This is a genomic window from Vibrio sp. 1CM24A, from assembly GCF_023161725.1.
GTDB classification, from domain to species: Bacteria; Pseudomonadota; Gammaproteobacteria; order Enterobacterales; family Vibrionaceae; genus Vibrio; species Vibrio coralliirubri.
In genome coordinates this window covers 61965-77693 of record NZ_JALNTS010000001.1, presented here as the reverse complement: position 1 = coordinate 77693, position 15729 = coordinate 61965, and the positions used below count along the sequence as shown (strand labels likewise).

General features: G+C 44.3%; 10 protein-coding genes. 6 read left to right on the top strand and 4 right to left on the bottom strand.

The genetic code is table 11. The features are described from left to right. Positions 1–240 precede the first annotated feature (240 nt). Positions 241–2535 carry an EAL domain-containing protein gene (locus tag MSG38_RS00335; protein ID WP_248400696.1) on the top strand — a complete coding sequence of 765 codons (2295 nt, stop codon included), beginning with the start codon at positions 241–243 and terminating at the stop codon, positions 2533–2535. A gap of 78 nt (positions 2536–2613) precedes the next feature. On the opposite strand, the gene MSG38_RS00330 is transcribed toward MSG38_RS00335, so the two are convergent. Both MSG38_RS00330 and MSG38_RS00325 read right to left on the bottom strand, forming a co-directional pair. Beyond that, positions 2614–3981, bottom strand: coding sequence for a glycoside hydrolase family 18 protein (locus MSG38_RS00330; RefSeq protein ID WP_248400694.1), 1368 nt, complete (start codon positions 3979–3981; stop codon positions 2614–2616). A gap of 169 nt (positions 3982–4150) precedes the next feature. After that, the gene (locus tag MSG38_RS00325; protein ID WP_017061711.1) at positions 4151–5158 is read right to left on the bottom strand and encodes a sugar-binding transcriptional regulator; all 1008 of its coding nucleotides are present in this window, start codon (positions 5156–5158) and stop codon (positions 4151–4153) included. A gap of 459 nt (positions 5159–5617) precedes the next feature. Here MSG38_RS00325 and tal point away from each other — a divergent pair, with 459 nt between their 5' ends. Then, positions 5618–6568 (top strand): transaldolase, encoded by a 951-nt coding sequence (gene tal, locus MSG38_RS00320; protein ID WP_009845571.1) that lies wholly within the window; start codon positions 5618–5620, stop codon positions 6566–6568. Between the two features lie 87 nt (positions 6569–6655). After that, positions 6656–8647, top strand: coding sequence for a transketolase (tkt, locus tag MSG38_RS00315; RefSeq protein ID WP_102530387.1), 1992 nt, complete (start codon positions 6656–6658; stop codon positions 8645–8647). A 108-nt stretch (positions 8648–8755) separates the two neighbouring features. On the opposite strand, the gene MSG38_RS00310 is transcribed toward tkt, so the two are convergent. Next, on the bottom strand, positions 8756–10318 hold the full coding sequence (locus tag MSG38_RS00310) for a PAS domain-containing methyl-accepting chemotaxis protein (protein WP_248400692.1): 1563 nt from the start codon (positions 10316–10318) through the stop codon (positions 8756–8758). Between the two features lie 165 nt (positions 10319–10483). Further along, complete coding sequence (locus tag MSG38_RS00305; RefSeq protein WP_048606174.1) at positions 10484–10951, bottom strand: Lrp/AsnC family transcriptional regulator; 468 nt, start codon at positions 10949–10951, stop codon at positions 10484–10486. Between the two features lie 153 nt (positions 10952–11104). On the opposite strand from MSG38_RS00305, the gene MSG38_RS00300 reads away from it, so the two are divergent. The 3 genes from MSG38_RS00300 to MSG38_RS00290 all read left to right on the top strand — a co-directional run bounded on the left by MSG38_RS00300 (position 11105) and on the right by MSG38_RS00290 (position 15702). After that, the gene (locus MSG38_RS00300; protein ID WP_248400690.1) at positions 11105–12070 is read left to right on the top strand and encodes a hypothetical protein; all 966 of its coding nucleotides are present in this window, start codon (positions 11105–11107) and stop codon (positions 12068–12070) included. 501 nt (positions 12071–12571) lie between these two features. After that, positions 12572–12898: a hypothetical protein gene (locus MSG38_RS00295; RefSeq protein ID WP_248400688.1), complete on the top strand. Its 327-nt coding sequence runs from the start codon at positions 12572–12574 to the stop codon at positions 12896–12898. Between the two features lie 47 nt (positions 12899–12945). After that, a complete protein-coding gene (locus tag MSG38_RS00290; protein ID WP_248400686.1) occupies positions 12946–15702 on the top strand; it encodes an immune inhibitor A domain-containing protein in 2757 nt (918 codons plus the stop codon). Positions 15703–15729 lie beyond the last annotated feature (27 nt).

Sequence of the window (15729 nt, the reverse complement as noted above, 5' to 3'; positions counted from 1 at the left end):
TTGATTTATAGCCCACATTAAGTTGCTAACGATAATTTGTGATTAATCATAAACTAATCGTTATCGACGTTATGAATACTAATTTTTCACTCAAGAATCTCTGCTCATAGTCGTTACACTATTTAATCATTGATACTTTCACCATTTGTGTTTGTATCTTTCGTTGCATGAATCGCACTGACAACCCAATAGTTTGTCATTTGCAGTCTGTTAAAAGTAGTAACCAACAAAAGGCATCTCATGGCTCTATTTAAGAAAAATATCTGGTCGCTGTACGCTTTTATCGTACTACTGACCCTGATACTTTTCGCCGCGTTGGGAATAACAAACTGGAAAGCGAACAGAGACGACTTCATAGAGCAGCAACACATTCAGGTTGAGCTTTTTTCTAGCTCCGTCAACTCGCTGCTGACCAGTCAAGAAGCCTTGTTAGAAGTGGTTGGCCATCAACTGGCTCAACAGTCTGATTTCACACGTACTGCGTCTATCCAGATTAGGCCAATTTTAGACAAGCTACTTGAAACTCACCCTGCGATTGCAGCGTTTGGCTTGTTGAACACCGACGGTGATTACCTCTCGATCAGCTCAAATCTCGAACTTGCGAATCAAAGGAACTTGCTGCAATACGCGCCAACCAGAGGCTCCTTCCTAGACGCCCTATCAAGCAGTAGCATGGTGCTTGGCCGTACCTATTTTCAAGAATCGTTGAATAGCTTAGTTATCCCGCTGAGAAAATCCATTTCAATCGATGGCAAGAAAACCGATGCAGTAATGACCGCAGGGCTACGACTAGACGCAACGATCGTATTTGAAAATAATGCTCACGCCGGAAGTTTCAATACACTAAGCCTGATCAGAAAAGACAGCTATCGCCAGTTTTATTCAAGTGATATTGAATCTGAGAGTGCCTATTCCTCTCCAGTCGGCAAAGATGTCATACAACGTATTGCACGCACCTTTACCGACCACTTCGGAATTAGCGTACAAGAAGCGATGAATGGGCAAGAAACCTACTCTTTTGTCGTCGACGATGAACAGTACCACTCTTTAATGAGCGCAAAATACATCCCTAACTACAAATTATGGGTGGTGGGACGTACGGATCTAACTCACGTCGATAGTATATTCATACAAGAGTTCAGCATTCTTTTCGTTGCCTTTATTTTTCTTCAGTTCGGTTTCTACTTTTTGGTTAAGTCGATTGCCAAGAATGAACAGCGTACTCGTAGCCAACTCATTTATCAGGCGAACCATGACCCTTTAACCTCTCTGCCAAACCGCTTGTACATGCGTAAAAATATTAGCAAATGGATAGACGATGAGTCAGAGCCGTTTTCGCTGTTGTTTATCGATATCGATAACTTTAAATGCGTCAATGACACCCACGGGCACGACTTTGGAGACAAGGTTCTCAAACAGATCGCTTTGCGTTTGATGAGGTTCCGATCTCGCCTCAGCCTATTGGTACGTGAATCCAGTGATGAGTTTTTGTTCTTAACGCCCTTGTCGAATGAAGCTGAAATTAAACGACTCGCCAAGCGCATTATTGAAGTGCTTTCTCAACCTTATGAAGTTGAAAGCGCTCAGTTTTTGTTAGGTTGCAGCATCGGCGTAGCGCGTTTCCCTGAACACGGAAAAGATCTGGATAGCCTATTACGCTCTGCCGATATTTCGATGTACAAAGCGAAACAACAGCAAAACTCGTACAGTATTTTCACAACGGAAATGCAAGACGCGCACCTCTACAAAATGAAAGTAGAACAAAGGCTACGCATCGCTATCGAGAAACAAACGCTGTTCATGGTTTTCCAACCGCTGGTTCGTGCAAATGAAAGTATTCACGGTGTAGAAGCACTCGTTCGCTGGATTGATGACGAATTGGGTTTTGTTCCGCCAGATGTCTTTATACCGATAGCTGAGAACACAGGCTTAATGCAAAAGCTGGGGACTTTTATTATTGAGTCCAGCATTATGCAGATCGCCCACTTGCACCGAACAACGGAACAAAAGATCGGGCTGTCGATCAACATATCAGTGCGTCAGTTTTCTCATCAATCCTTCTCTGAACACTTGTTCGCGACACTAGAAAAGTATCAACTCTCCCCTAGCTGTTTAACGCTAGAAATTACGGAGAGCTTGTTCATTGAAGATGTAACTTTGGTGAAACCGACTTTTGAAGCCCTCAAAGAGAAGAATATAAAGATCTCTTTAGATGATTTCGGGACAGGCTATTCATCACTGAGCATGTTGAAAGCACTGCCTATCGATGAGCTTAAAATCGATAAGAGCTTTATTGAGAACATTGCTGTCGATCAGCAGTCACTCACAATGGTGCAAAACATCATCGCAATCGGTAAGAACTTCGGCATGGTGGTATTGGCAGAAGGCGTAGAATCAAACGAACACTTCGCAATTCTAAAGGCATGTGGATGTGACTTAATGCAAGGCTATTACTTCTCTCGCCCTATTCCTTACGATGAGCTGGCTACTCACCTAAACAAGCAAGTGACCGAGCACGCGGAATGTTCTGTTTAAGAACGCGAGTTAAATAGAGGAGCTAAATAAGGTAGGCGGATAAACACCTACCTTATTTTCTAGGTATTTTCTGATCGGTTATTTATTCATTTCACTATGCATAACATCGATCAACTGCCCGGAAGGATCTCCTGATAATTCCCAAGTAAAAATGCCGCCTAGGTCTGATTTCTTAGCCCATTCTGCCTTTGCTTTAATAGAGCGCTGATCTTCAAAAGATATGAATACTTTTTTATCTGGGTTCCACAAATAAGGTGCTTGAGCTTGCTCATCATACTTGTACTCATAACCTTGTTTGCTGCTGTAGTTATTCATAAGATCCCAGAACATAAAGTAACCGTTTTCACCGGTACCAAACTGCGCCCCTTGTTCAGAAACTAGGTCACCTTTAGGTAGCTCTCCAGCAAAGTCTTTTGTCCCTTGCCAGCCTCGACCATAAAAAGCCGCCCCGATCACGAGCTTCTCGCTAGGAATACCTTGCTCTATCATCTGATTAATGAAGACATCAGCTCCCATTCCCCACCAACTGCGCTCTGTGGCATGTAAGTTTGTTGTGTGACCAGTCTGAGCTCCCCAGCCTCCGAGGAAGTCATACGTCATCGCAAACATGTTCGTCAAATATGGGCTAGCTGCGTTCCAGTCAATTTGAGCGGCCTTAGCACCAACACCGACAGCCGTTGAAAGCTCGTAATCTCTTTGAGTCGTCTTTGATAGAGCGTCCAAATCACTTCTGATTGTTTTTACTAAAAGTGTGAAAGCTTCACGCTCTTGCGCTTTCTGCTCATCCGTTAGTTTCGTCTCTGGGTTCCAAGGGGAAGTGGTTAAGCCGCCGCCTCCTGGGTATTCCCAATCAAGATCAATACCATCAAAAAAGTCGTATTTTTGGATCAACTCAACAGCAGTTTTTGAAAAATGCGCAATGGCTTTAGGATCTTTCGCCATCGCATGGAAAGGTTCAGACATTGTCCACCCACCAAATGATGGCAAGATTTTGATATTTTGATTGTCGGCCTTCAATTGAGCTAACTGGGCAAAGTGACCTTTATAGGCAACATCAACATCCACGTCTCCGAAATCGACTTCTAACGCAGCTTCTCTATCCACAATAATCGCGGTATATGGTTGTTTGTCTGCACATTGCTGCTGAATTTGTTTTTGGACGGGCTCACCGGCACCGCTATGAGGACCACACATACTCAAGAAGGCGTAAATAATATGTGAGAGCTTGTCTGCCGGTATGTCGTCAACGGTATAAGAGTTGTCTTTATTCAGATATTGCCAATCCGCAAAATACCCTGCGACGACTTTATCATCGGCATGTGCTGTAGGTGTGAGCATACAAGCCGCGGCTATTGAGCTAAGCCCAAAGATAGAAATAGATTTAAAGATAGAACTTGATTGGTCACTGTTGCTAGAAATAGCTTGTGTGATACATGACAGTTTCATAATTATCTCCTTTAGTGTGGCTTAACATTAAAGAGTGATAATTCTTTCAACCGCTGAACAAATTCACTATTCGAGTCATGTCTAATAGTTACCCCCCTTATTGCACTGGTTTCATTAGGCGGAATTTCCATGATTACTCAAATAGTGAATTCAACGAAGCTTAAGTATCTTACGATTCACTGCTGTTTGGTTTATTCACGCTAAGTTGTTCGTCCAAGTTTAAAACGGTCAAAGCATTGCTTACGCTGGTTGCGATCACGTCTACCACGCCGGTTCTTAGTGCGCCTAGTAAAGCTAATGGCTTACTGTTCTCGGCTGCAATGGCAATAACTTCCGCTATTGGCCGGAACTCTTCCAAGGCCAAACCAATTACACGGTCACTCATTACTGTATTTGCTGTTTTACCGTGAACATCGAAAAAGTCATAACCCGCAAAGTCACCGACGACACCTTGTAATAAACGAGATTGAACGACCTCACCTGCGGTAAACCAGCCTAAATCGACCATATAGCTGTTTTCACTCATATCACCGATACCCACTAATGCAACATCGGCTTTTCGAGCGAGATCGAGGGTCTGCTTAACGGTGCTGTTTTCCATGAATGCGGTTTTTTGCGCTTTATTCTCGGCATAAGCAGGCGCGTACAAGGTTTCAGAGGAGCCACCATACTTTTTGGCTAGTTGCCTGCATATATGGTCGGCATTAAACATACCGCCTCTTGGGTGAATACCGCCGATACCACACACGAATTTACAGTCTCGTGGCGTAATTACGCCAGTGTGGTGAGCAACAGACGATACGTTTCGCCCTTGTCCTACTGTCACCACCATGCCGTTTTTCAGTGTACTGGTAAGATAGTTAGACACTAAACCAGCAACCTGTAATCGCTGCTTCTCTTCATTTGGTTGGTCTAGTGCCACAAGAGCTCGCTTTACACCAAATCGTTCGATCAGACGTTGCTCGATCTTCGCACTAAAGACAGGGTGGTATTTCACGGTGATCTCAACAATGCCCTCATCTCTGGCTTGCTTGAGCATTCGACCAACCTTTGCACGGGAGATAGAGTACTTTTTAGATATCTCTTCTTGCGTGGCACCATCTTGATAATAAGCAACCGCTACTTCAGTGAGGAGATCAGTGTTTTCTTCGGAAACATCTTGGATATTCTTACTCATATACCACTCAACCAATATTTAACAATTATTTTACCTGCTTGAAGAACAAATGTTCGATGCTTAAGCAAGTGATACACAAGTTTACACTCCGAACATATGTAACAGCAAGGTACATTTGCTCATCGTAATAACCATGGTTTTGTTGTTGATTAATTCACCTCACTTTGCTCGTTAAACGTTTGCTTGCATACCCCATGATTACTAGAGCGAAATATATTTGACTGAAGTCACCATACAGCACTATTTACCGTTGACTTTGGGGCTAGATCGGATAAATATGGCTACATCATTTACTCATCGAGCGATCAAATGTTCTGTGCAAATGTTCGTTCGGAGAAAAATTTAAATTAATGTAAGTTTGGCTCACTGGTACAACCATTGAGAACTTCATTAGTTAGCTTGCAAATGCCCACACCTCTCCCATTAACGAGGTGTTATGCGATACATAGGATGATCAAAATGAGCAATAAATTAGAGCAACTTCGTAAACTAACAACTGTTGTAGCTGACACTGGCGATATCGAAGCTATCAGCAAGTACACTCCTGAAGATGCAACAACTAACCCATCTCTAATTCTTAAAGCTGCTCAAATTGCTGAGTACGCTCCTCTAATCGATGCTTCTATCGAATACGCAAAAGCGCAAAGCGGTGATAAAGCACAGCAAGTTCAAGATACTTGCGACATGCTTAACGTGAACATCGGTAAAGAAATCCTGAAAGTTGTACCTGGCCGTATCTCTACTGAAGTAGATGCTCGTCTTTCTTACGACATGGAAGGCAGCGTTGCTAAAGCTCGTCAACTTATCAAAATGTACAACGACGCTGGCATCACTAACGACCGCATCCTTATCAAACTGGCTTCTACTTGGGAAGGTATCCGTGCTGCTGAAATCCTAGAGAAAGAAGGCATCAACTGTAACCTAACGCTTCTATTCTCTTTCGCTCAAGCTCGTGCTTGTGCTGAAGCTGGCGTATTCCTAATCTCTCCTTTCGTAGGTCGCATCATGGACTGGTACAAAGCGAAAGAAGGTCGTGATTTCGAAGCTTCAGAAGATCCAGGCGTAATCTCAGTTTCTGATATCTACAACTACTACAAAGACCACGGCTACAAAACTGTTGTTATGGGTGCGAGCTTCCGTAACATCGGCGAGATCCTTGAACTTGCTGGTTGTGACCGTCTAACTATCGCTCCTCAACTTCTAGCAGACCTAGAAGCAGCAGAAGGCGAAGTAGTAGAGAAGCTTATCGACTCTAACGGTACTAAAGAGCGTCCAGCAGCGATGACTCACGCTGAGTTCCTATGGGACCACAACCAAGATGCAATGGCTGTTGAGAAACTGGCTGAAGGCATCCGCAACTTCGCCGTTGACCAAGGCAAACTAGAAGACATGATCGCAGCTAAGCTGTAATCACTCTTACCAAATTCAAATAGGGGAACGTTCAGTTCCCCTACTTTTATCAATTTTGTTTTTCTTAATTTTTATTCGGAAGTTCTTATGAATCGCAAACATCTAGCTAACGCTATTCGTGCTCTAAGCATGGACGGCGTACAACAAGCAAACTCTGGTCACCCAGGCGCACCTATGGGTATGGCTGACATCGCTGAAGTACTTTGGCGTTCTCACCTAAACCACAACCCAGCAAACCCAGAGTGGGCTGACCGCGACCGTTTTATCCTGTCTAACGGCCACGGCTCAATGCTGATTTACTCTCTGCTTCACCTAGCAGGTTACGAGCTTTCAATTGAAGACCTGAAAAACTTCCGTCAACTGCACTCTAAGACTCCAGGTCACCCAGAGTACGGTTACGCTCCTGGTATCGAGACAACGACTGGTCCTCTAGGTCAAGGCATCACGAACGCTGTTGGTATGGCAATGGCTGAGAAAGCGCTTGCTGCTCAGTTCAACAAAGAAGGGCACGACATCGTAGACCACTACACTTATGCATTCATGGGTGATGGCTGTCTGATGGAAGGTATCTCTCACGAAGCATGTTCTCTAGCGGGTACGCTAGGTCTTGGTAAGCTGGTTGCTTTCTGGGATGACAACGGTATCTCTATCGATGGTGAAGTGGAAGGTTGGTTCTCTGACGATACACCTAAGCGTTTCGAAGCTTACGGCTGGCACGTAATCCCATCAGTAGATGGCCACGACTCTGACGCTATCAACGCAGCGATTGAAGCAGCTAAAGCAGACCCTCGCCCTACTCTAATCTGTACTAAAACAGTGATTGGCTTTGGTTCTCCAAACAAAGCAGGTACGCACGACTGTCACGGTGCACCACTAGGCGCTGAAGAAATTGCAGCAACACGTAAAGAATTAGGTTGGGAGCACGGTCCTTTTGAAATTCCGTCGGAAGTTTACTCAGAGTGGGATGCGAAAGAAGCAGGCGCAGCTAAGGAAGCAGCGTGGAACGAGAAACTTGCAGCTTATGAAGCAGCATACCCTGAGCTGGCAGCTGAATTCAAACGCCGCGTAAACGGTGACCTACCAGCTGAGTGGGAAGAGAAAGCATCGGCAATCATCGCTGATCTTCAAGCTAACCCAGCAAACATCGCATCACGTAAAGCATCTCAAAATGCTTTAGAAGCGTTCGGTGCTATGCTACCTGAATTCATGGGCGGCTCTGCTGACCTTGCGCCTTCTAACCTGACTATGTGGTCTGGTTCTAAGTCTCTTGAGGCAAACGACTTCTCTGGTAACTACATCCACTACGGTGTACGTGAATTCGGTATGACGGCGATCATGAACGGTATCGCTCTGCACGGTGGTTTCGTACCATACGGCGCAACGTTCCTAATGTTCATGGAATACGCTCGTAACGCTATGCGTATGGCTGCTCTGATGAAAACTCAGAACATCCAAGTTTACACGCACGACTCTATCGGTCTTGGCGAAGATGGTCCAACTCACCAACCAGTTGAGCAGATCGCTTCTCTACGTCTAACTCCAAACATGAGCACATGGCGTCCATGTGACCAAGTTGAATCTGCTGTTGCTTGGAAACTAGCAATCGAGCGTAAAGATGGTCCTTCTGCACTTATCTTCTCTCGTCAAAACCTTGCACAACAAGATCGTGACGCTGAGCAAGTAGCAAACATCGCTAAGGGTGGTTACATCCTGAAAGATTGTGAAGGTAAGCCAGAGCTTATCCTTATCGCAACGGGTTCTGAAGTTGAGCTAGCGGTTAACGCTGCTGCTGAACTAACCGCTGAAGGTAAGAAAGTACGCGTAGTTTCTATGCCTGCAACTGACGCGTTCGACAAGCAAGATGCTGAATACCGTGAGTCTGTACTTCCATCTGACGTAACTGCACGTATCGCTGTAGAAGCTGGCATCGCTGACTTCTGGTACAAGTACGTTGGTTTCGGTGGCAAGATCATCGGTATGACAACGTTCGGCGAATCTGCACCAGCAGGTGAGCTATTCAAGATGTTCGGTTTCACTACTGAAAACGTAGTAAACACAGCGAAAGAGCTTCTAGCTTAATCTTGAATACATTGTCTCGCCCTTAAATGGGTTGATGCATACAGAAAGCCCCGCATGAAAATGCGGGGCTTTTTTTGTCTTTTCTCTCATTCGGATTAAATCTAACGGCTATTTTTCTTCGAAACGCTTCGCTAGTTGGTAGAACTCATTGACTTGTTCTTTTAGCTCTGTGGAGTGGTCTTTCACAGAATGCGTCGCAACCAGGTTTTGCTCAGCCGTTGAAGCGATAGACTGCATATGAAGGTTTACATCACTCGATAGCTGACGCTGTTTATGCGCAGAGCTTTCTACCGACTGCATCAACTCGTTCATCGATTGCATCAGGTTCTCAACTTCCGATAAACGTTGTGAGCTTACCTTTGCTACATCGCCACATGCGTCTGTCTGCTCTCTGTTAGCCAGAATATCTTTTTGCCAGCCTTCAATCGTCGTTAGCATGGTATCGATGCTCTCTTTGATCTGAACCGTAGCCTTTGAGGTTCGACCCGACAATGCACGCACTTCATCTGCAACGACAGCAAAGCCTCGTCCTTGCTCGCCCGCTCTCGCCGCTTCAATCGCAGCGTTCAGGGCCAACAAGTTGGTTTGTTCGGCGATTCCACCAATCTCTTCCATTATCTTACTTACGCTCTGCGCTTGGTCGCTCAGTTGGTAAGTCGTTTGAGTCGCCTTTTCGGCCTGAGAAGCTAGGCTCTCTAAGTTTTGATGAGTTTGATTAATGCTATCTTTAGCGCCAGCACAAGTTTGCAAAGTCACATCGACAATCTGGTGCGCTTCTTCGGTGCGAGAAGAGACCTCATTGGCGGTGACTTCAACCTCTTCAGTCGCCTCTCGTACTTGAAGAATGTCTTTTGTTTGTTGATCTAAGGCTTCTGATACTTCAAATGACGTGGCATTCAGGTTGTCAGCCAAATCTTGTAACGGCTTGGCAGAGTCTGTCATACGACCTAATACGGTGCGGATTCTTGCAGACAATAGTTTTAAGTGAAAGTCGGCAATAGAGAACTGACTATTACCTGAATAGACCAGGCGACTGACACTATCGAATTTAGATTGCAGCTTTTTCAACTGCAGTGGAGTATCAATCAGCTCTTGTCGGAAAAGCAGTGCTAATGCTGAAACAGGAAGTAGACTCAACAACCATTGTGATACTTGCCCTACTTCAACGAGGTTTGAAATCAGAGGCGCAGCCAAAGAGCCTAGCAACACGGCGTAACGAACACTGTCACTGATCTTTAATGACCATTGACGACCCGACTTTTCAGCCTTCAAGAGGCCTTGGTAAGCCTTGTCTGCAACTTGTATCCATTCATTCTTTGGCTTAACACGAACAGATTGGTAGCCACTCACCTTACCATTGTCGTAAATTGGAGTTACATAAGCATCGACCCAGTAAAACCCACCAGATTTGGTTTTGTTTTTTACGATGCCACGCCAAGCTTTACCTTGCTTTAAGTTAACCCACATATCAGCAAAAGCGGCTTTCGGCATATCGTTATGCCTGACGATATTGTGGTGTTGCCCTAGCAATTCTTGTTGGCTGTATTCCGCTATGCGACAAAAAGCATCATTACTGTACGTAATCACGCCTTTTAAATCAGTGGTAGAGACAAGTTGTTCGTTTTCGCTGAGAAGCGTTTCACGAGATTGAGTAGATGAGCTGACAGTCATTATATTAACTTAGGTTAATTATTATTTTAGGCGAGGAATATATACAATTATTAAAGTTATGACAAAATGTGAACGTCACATTTTGTGTAAATGCCTGCTATTTATACAAATATTAGCTAAGTACCTCACAAAGCTAATAACTTCACTATCTTCTCATGCCAACAGTCACGACTCATCTAAGTTTACTGCAGTGGTAAATTTCACGGTTCTCATTGAGACAGAGGTATGGAATTTACGAATATTCAGATCTTTGCGTAGTACTCGCTCCACAAAGTCTTCGTAGGCTTGAATGTCTTTGACCGTCACAATCAGCATGAAATCAAAGCTGCCTGATATCTGATAGCACTGCGTGACCTCTTCTGCCTTTGAAATAGAATGGCGAAAGATTTGATAAATATCCCCTCGGTCACGCTCCATTTCCACGGACACAACCAAAGTCATCTTACTGCCGGTCAGTTCTGGATTAATGATGGACACATCACCGACTATCACGCCCTCTTCTCTCAGCCGTTTCACTCGCTTTAAGCAAGCAGGCGGTGACAAACCGACCAGCTCAGCCAATGTCTGATTAGGGATTCGGTTGTTCTTTTGCAGTTCAACCAAAATGCTTCTATCTATACGGTCAATCACCATAATTTCTTAAACCAATACATTTATGACTCATAATTTTTAATACTACGATAATTAAAAAATCTATCGCAACTTTATTGGTCAATTTAGAAATCTGAATCACAACAATCACGGTAAGATCTTCTCATACCAAACAATCGAACCATGGTCGTAACTATGAAATCAACCTATCAATTTTTTAAAGAACTCCTTAGAGAGATTTTCGATGTCACCTCGACTCTTTTCCGAATCATGATTCCAATTATCATCGTGATAAAGGTCGTTGAAGAGCTCGGCGGCATCGTGATTCTTAGCGAATGGCTGAGCCCAATAATGGAAAGCGTCGGCTTACCGAAAGAAATGGGCTTGGTATGGGCAACCACCATACTCACTAACATCTATGCGGGGCTGATTATTCTCATCAATTCCGACGCTTCCTTAACGGTTGCTCAAGCCTCGGTTTTAGGCAGCATGATGCTTCTCGCCCACTCACTGCCGATTGAAGGAGCAATAGCCAAAAAGGCAGGCGTGAGCTGGTTGGCTACCCTGTCAGTACGAGTCGGTGGTAGCTTGGTGCTGGCATGGCTACTCAACCTCAGTTATCAATACGGGGATTTGCTCAACTACCCAGCAACCGTGCTTTGGCAGCCTGAAGTATCAGGAGACACAAGCTATTTGGGTTGGGCTATTGAGCAACTCAAGAGCTTTGCGGTTATCTTCATGGTTATTTCAGTTCTACTATTGTTACTCAAGGTTTTAAAGATTCTGGGCATTGAAAAGCTCATGGCAATATTGTTAAGACCATTCTTGAGACTGCTAGGAATCAGCAAAGACGCAACCAACTTAACGATCATCGGAATCACGCTTGGGCTTTCGTTTGGCGGCGGCTTATTGATCAACGAAGCCAAGAAGGGACATATCTCCGCGAGGGATGTATTCACCGCAATCATGCTACTCAACTTGCTCCACAGCTTGATTGAAGATACGTTGTTGATCATGCTCATTGGGGCAGACTTCTACACCATATTTTGGGGAAGGTTAGTATTCTCAGTGCTGATTATCGCTTTAATATCCAACATCATTAAGCGCATGAATCCGAGCACTTGCGAACGTTACTTTTATCGCGATGTCTCTCAGTCATAAGTAAAAATACCAACGAGACTAAAAGGAAAAGAGCTCAAACACGGGCTCTTTTTGCTACTCGTCGATCCTATCACCGCCGCTATTGTTAAATTTCACGTCATTGGAACAATGAAAGTTACTCTCAATACCCTAATTATTGATATTTTGAGTAAAAATAATTTGAGCATGGGTATTTACTAATGACTCAGTTATTACATGCGTATTTTAAAACACCGATAATAAAAAATTATCTTATTAGTTAGAACCCAACGCCTTGTATAAAGCGCCCTCCAGAATAATAACCACGACCTAATCAATGTTATTAAACATCTAAACTATCAACTATTCATTCAACAAAAACCATTAAATAACTGACAATATAATAAATAATGCTCCTTATTTTATATTAACTCTAAATGTTGAAACCGGAACGAATAATTAATTGTAATAATTATCCATTTGATTGGTAAATTTTATAAATATATTTTGTTACATAATCAAAACTGATGGCTTGATATAAGAATGTCACACAAAACAATGGCTTTAATGGTTCTAATTTTTTCCTCACTGTCACAGGCTTCCACTATTGAGAACGACGAACTATTGCTGAAGTCATTGATTAAACAAGGTTTTATCTGTTCAGGCTTAACCTATGAGGAAAATCAAGAAGCTTTGCGTATCTATCTCAACGCTAAAAAAGTGAAGAGCACTCCGTTTGATTCAAAAAATAGAAAAGAGACAACCAATGCAAAAGAGATAGAAGGTAAAAAACATACAACAAACACACGTCAGTTAAATAAGACACCACAAGAGTGTATTAGGCCAAACTCGGACAACAGATCCGAATAAGGCAAGTTGATACTGATATCGACATGGAAATATAAAAAGGAAATATAATGAAAATGATGAGAAAAACATTGTTGGCTTCAGCAATGCTTACTCTATTTAGCGTCAGTGGTTATGCAAAAACACCTATTGATTTAGGCGTAGTTAATGAAGACAAACTCATTGAAATGCTAGTTAGACAAGGCTTAGTCGACCAAGATGCAACCGATGCGGCAAAGCACGATGCGCTTGACCGTTACTTGAAAAATAAAATCAATTCCGGTTTCAAAGGCGATGCTCAATTCGGAAAAAAAGCACTTGAGCAACGCGCGAAAATACTCAAAGCCATAGAAAAAGGGTCTGGCGTTAAAAAAGCGAGTGTCTTTGCTTTAGAAGTCGGCACCAAGCGCACCGATAAAGTGCTCGCTCTGTTGGTCGATTTCCCTGATTTGAACTGGGATGACAACAAGTTGACCGAAGAGCACACGCAGATGCTCTACGAGAGCTACAACCCAGAGCATTATCAAGAGCTGTTGTTCTCAAATTCTGGCTACACAGGGCCCAACGGCGAGAACCTAATCTCGATGCGCCAATATTACCAAAGCGAATCAGGTGACAGTTACAGCGTTGCAGGTCAAGCGGCAGGTTGGTATCGCGCCTCTAAGCCTGCGTCATTCTATGGTGGCAACTCCCCTACCACCGACAACGACTTAAACGCACAAGAACTGGTTCGTGAAGCGCTGAATCAACTGGCTCAAGATCCGAGTATCAACCTTGCCGATTACGACATCGAAGATCGTTACGATTACGACGGTGACGGAAATTTCCGCGAACCCGATGGTGTGATTGATCACCTGATGGTGTTTCATGCATCGGTAGGCGAAGAAGCCGGTGGTGGCGTGTTAGGCCCTGATGCGATTTGGTCTCACCGATTCAACCTTGGTCGCACTCATGTACTGGAAGGTACTTCTAGCTCGCTTCCAGATCGATTTGGTGGCCAATACGCGGCGTTCGATTACACCATTCAACCGATTGATGCGGCTGCAGGTGTTTGTGCCCACGAATATGGCCATGATTTGGGCTTACCAGACGAGTACGACACGCAATACACAGGCAAAGGCGAACCGGTTTCTTACTGGTCAATCATGTCTTCGGGGAGTTGGGCTGGCCAAATTGGCGGTACACAACCAACGGCATTCAGCTCTTGGGCAAAACACTTCCTACAGAAATCGATTGGTGGCCGTTGGATTAACGATGATCAGATCTCGATTGATGACCTAGAAGACAATCCACAAGTGTATACGCTTTTCCAAACAACGGATAACAGTCGTCCGAACATGATTAAAGTGGATCTTCCTGAAAAGCAAATTGAAAGTCTGAAACCCTTTGAGGGCGAGTATTCATTCCACTCTCAAAAAGGCGATGATCTGAAAAACAGTATGACTCGCAAGTTGGTGATCCCAGCGGGTGATTCTGCACTTCTGTCTTTCAAAACTTGGTATGAGATTGAAAAAGACTACGACTTTGCGCGCGTGCTAATCAACGGACAAGCCATTGCAGGCAACATTACCTCAATGGACGACCCATACAACACGGGCCTCGTTCCTGCTATTGGCGGCGAATCTGGCGGATGGGTTGACGCTGAGTTCGACGTTTCACAATGGGCAGGCCAACAAGTTGAACTGTCTTTTGAATACATCACCGATGGTGGCTTAGCAATGGAAGGCTTCTATTTGGATAACCTTGCTGTGGTTGTCGATGGTGAAGTGAACAATATAGATGATGGTGAGAGCAACTCCACCTTCGCCCTTAATGGTTACAAGCTGAGTAATGGATTCCATCAAGCGCAGCACTATTATCTATTGCAATGGCGCAGCCACATGGATGTTGATGAAGGCCTAGCGAACATCAAACGCATGGGACAACTGATGTCATTCGACCCAGGCTTGATCATTTGGTACGTCAACGAATCACTAACCGACAACTGGGTAGGTAAACACCCTGGTGAAGGTTGGTTAGGCGTGGTCGATGCAGACCAAAATGCCATGGTATGGGCGAACTCTGGTGAAGTGGCTCAAACACGCTACCAAGTTCGAGACGCAGCGTTTTCACTCAAAGATCATACTCCAATGCGTCTTGTAAACAGCGACAATGATGTACTCGAAGATACCAGTTTGGTTGGCAATGCTAGCTTCTCGGATGACCAAGATTACACATCGCCTCAAGCACCAGATTCAGGACGCATCCTGACGGAGTTTGGTTTAGCTGTCGATATTGTGAATCAGAGTGATAACAACGAATACGGCGTGGTTCGCTTATCTAAAGTAAGCCAACACAACGTCGCTCCTACCGCGAACTTCGAGCTTAATGTGACAGGCCTGAGTGTTTCTGTAAACAACTTCAGCTCAGACCAAGACGGTGAGATCACCCGTTACCTATGGGACTTCGGCAACGGCACAACAAGTAACGAAGTGGCACCAACTTGGTCTTACGAGCAAGCCGGTGAATACACGGTGAGCTTGACTGTTGTCGACGACAAAGGCGCTACCGATTCATTTAGCTCCGTAGTGAGTGTTGAATCTCCAAACGCCCTGCCAGAAGCGAGCGCAAAGTACATTCACTTGGGTCGTTGGGTAACCATGTGGTCTACAAGTTCAGACAGCGATGGCCGTATTGTTGATACCGAATGGACACTTCCAAATGGAAAGGTCAAACGAGGTCGCACATTCACGTCAATCTTCCCTTCATACGGAAAGCACGAGGTGACACTGAAGATAATCGATGACCAAGGTGGGATTACCACTAAGACAGTTTTGGTCGACCTGTAAATCATCGCTGGCTCTGTCATGCGTATT

What these genes read in the sequence shown, in the direction of transcription:
- tkt (WP_102530387.1), top strand. Translation starts at nt 6,656, where the DNA reads ATGAATCGCAAACATCTAGCTAACGCTATTCGTGCTCTAAGCATGGAC.
- tal (WP_009845571.1), top strand. Translation starts at nt 5,618, where the DNA reads ATGAGCAATAAATTAGAGCAACTTCGTAAACTAACAACTGTTGTAGCT.
- MSG38_RS00330 (WP_248400694.1), bottom strand. Translation starts at nt 3,981, where the DNA reads ATGAAACTGTCATGTATCACACAAGCTATTTCTAGCAACAGTGACCAA.
- MSG38_RS00305 (WP_048606174.1), bottom strand. Translation starts at nt 10,951, where the DNA reads ATGGTGATTGACCGTATAGATAGAAGCATTTTGGTTGAACTGCAAAAG.
- MSG38_RS00335 (WP_248400696.1), top strand. Translation starts at nt 241, where the DNA reads ATGGCTCTATTTAAGAAAAATATCTGGTCGCTGTACGCTTTTATCGTA.
- MSG38_RS00290 (WP_248400686.1), top strand. Translation starts at nt 12,946, where the DNA reads ATGAAAATGATGAGAAAAACATTGTTGGCTTCAGCAATGCTTACTCTA.
- MSG38_RS00310 (WP_248400692.1), bottom strand. Translation starts at nt 10,318, where the DNA reads ATGACTGTCAGCTCATCTACTCAATCTCGTGAAACGCTTCTCAGCGAA.
- MSG38_RS00295 (WP_248400688.1), top strand. Translation starts at nt 12,572, where the DNA reads ATGTCACACAAAACAATGGCTTTAATGGTTCTAATTTTTTCCTCACTG.
- MSG38_RS00300 (WP_248400690.1), top strand. Translation starts at nt 11,105, where the DNA reads ATGAAATCAACCTATCAATTTTTTAAAGAACTCCTTAGAGAGATTTTC.
- MSG38_RS00325 (WP_017061711.1), bottom strand. Translation starts at nt 5,158, where the DNA reads ATGAGTAAGAATATCCAAGATGTTTCCGAAGAAAACACTGATCTCCTC.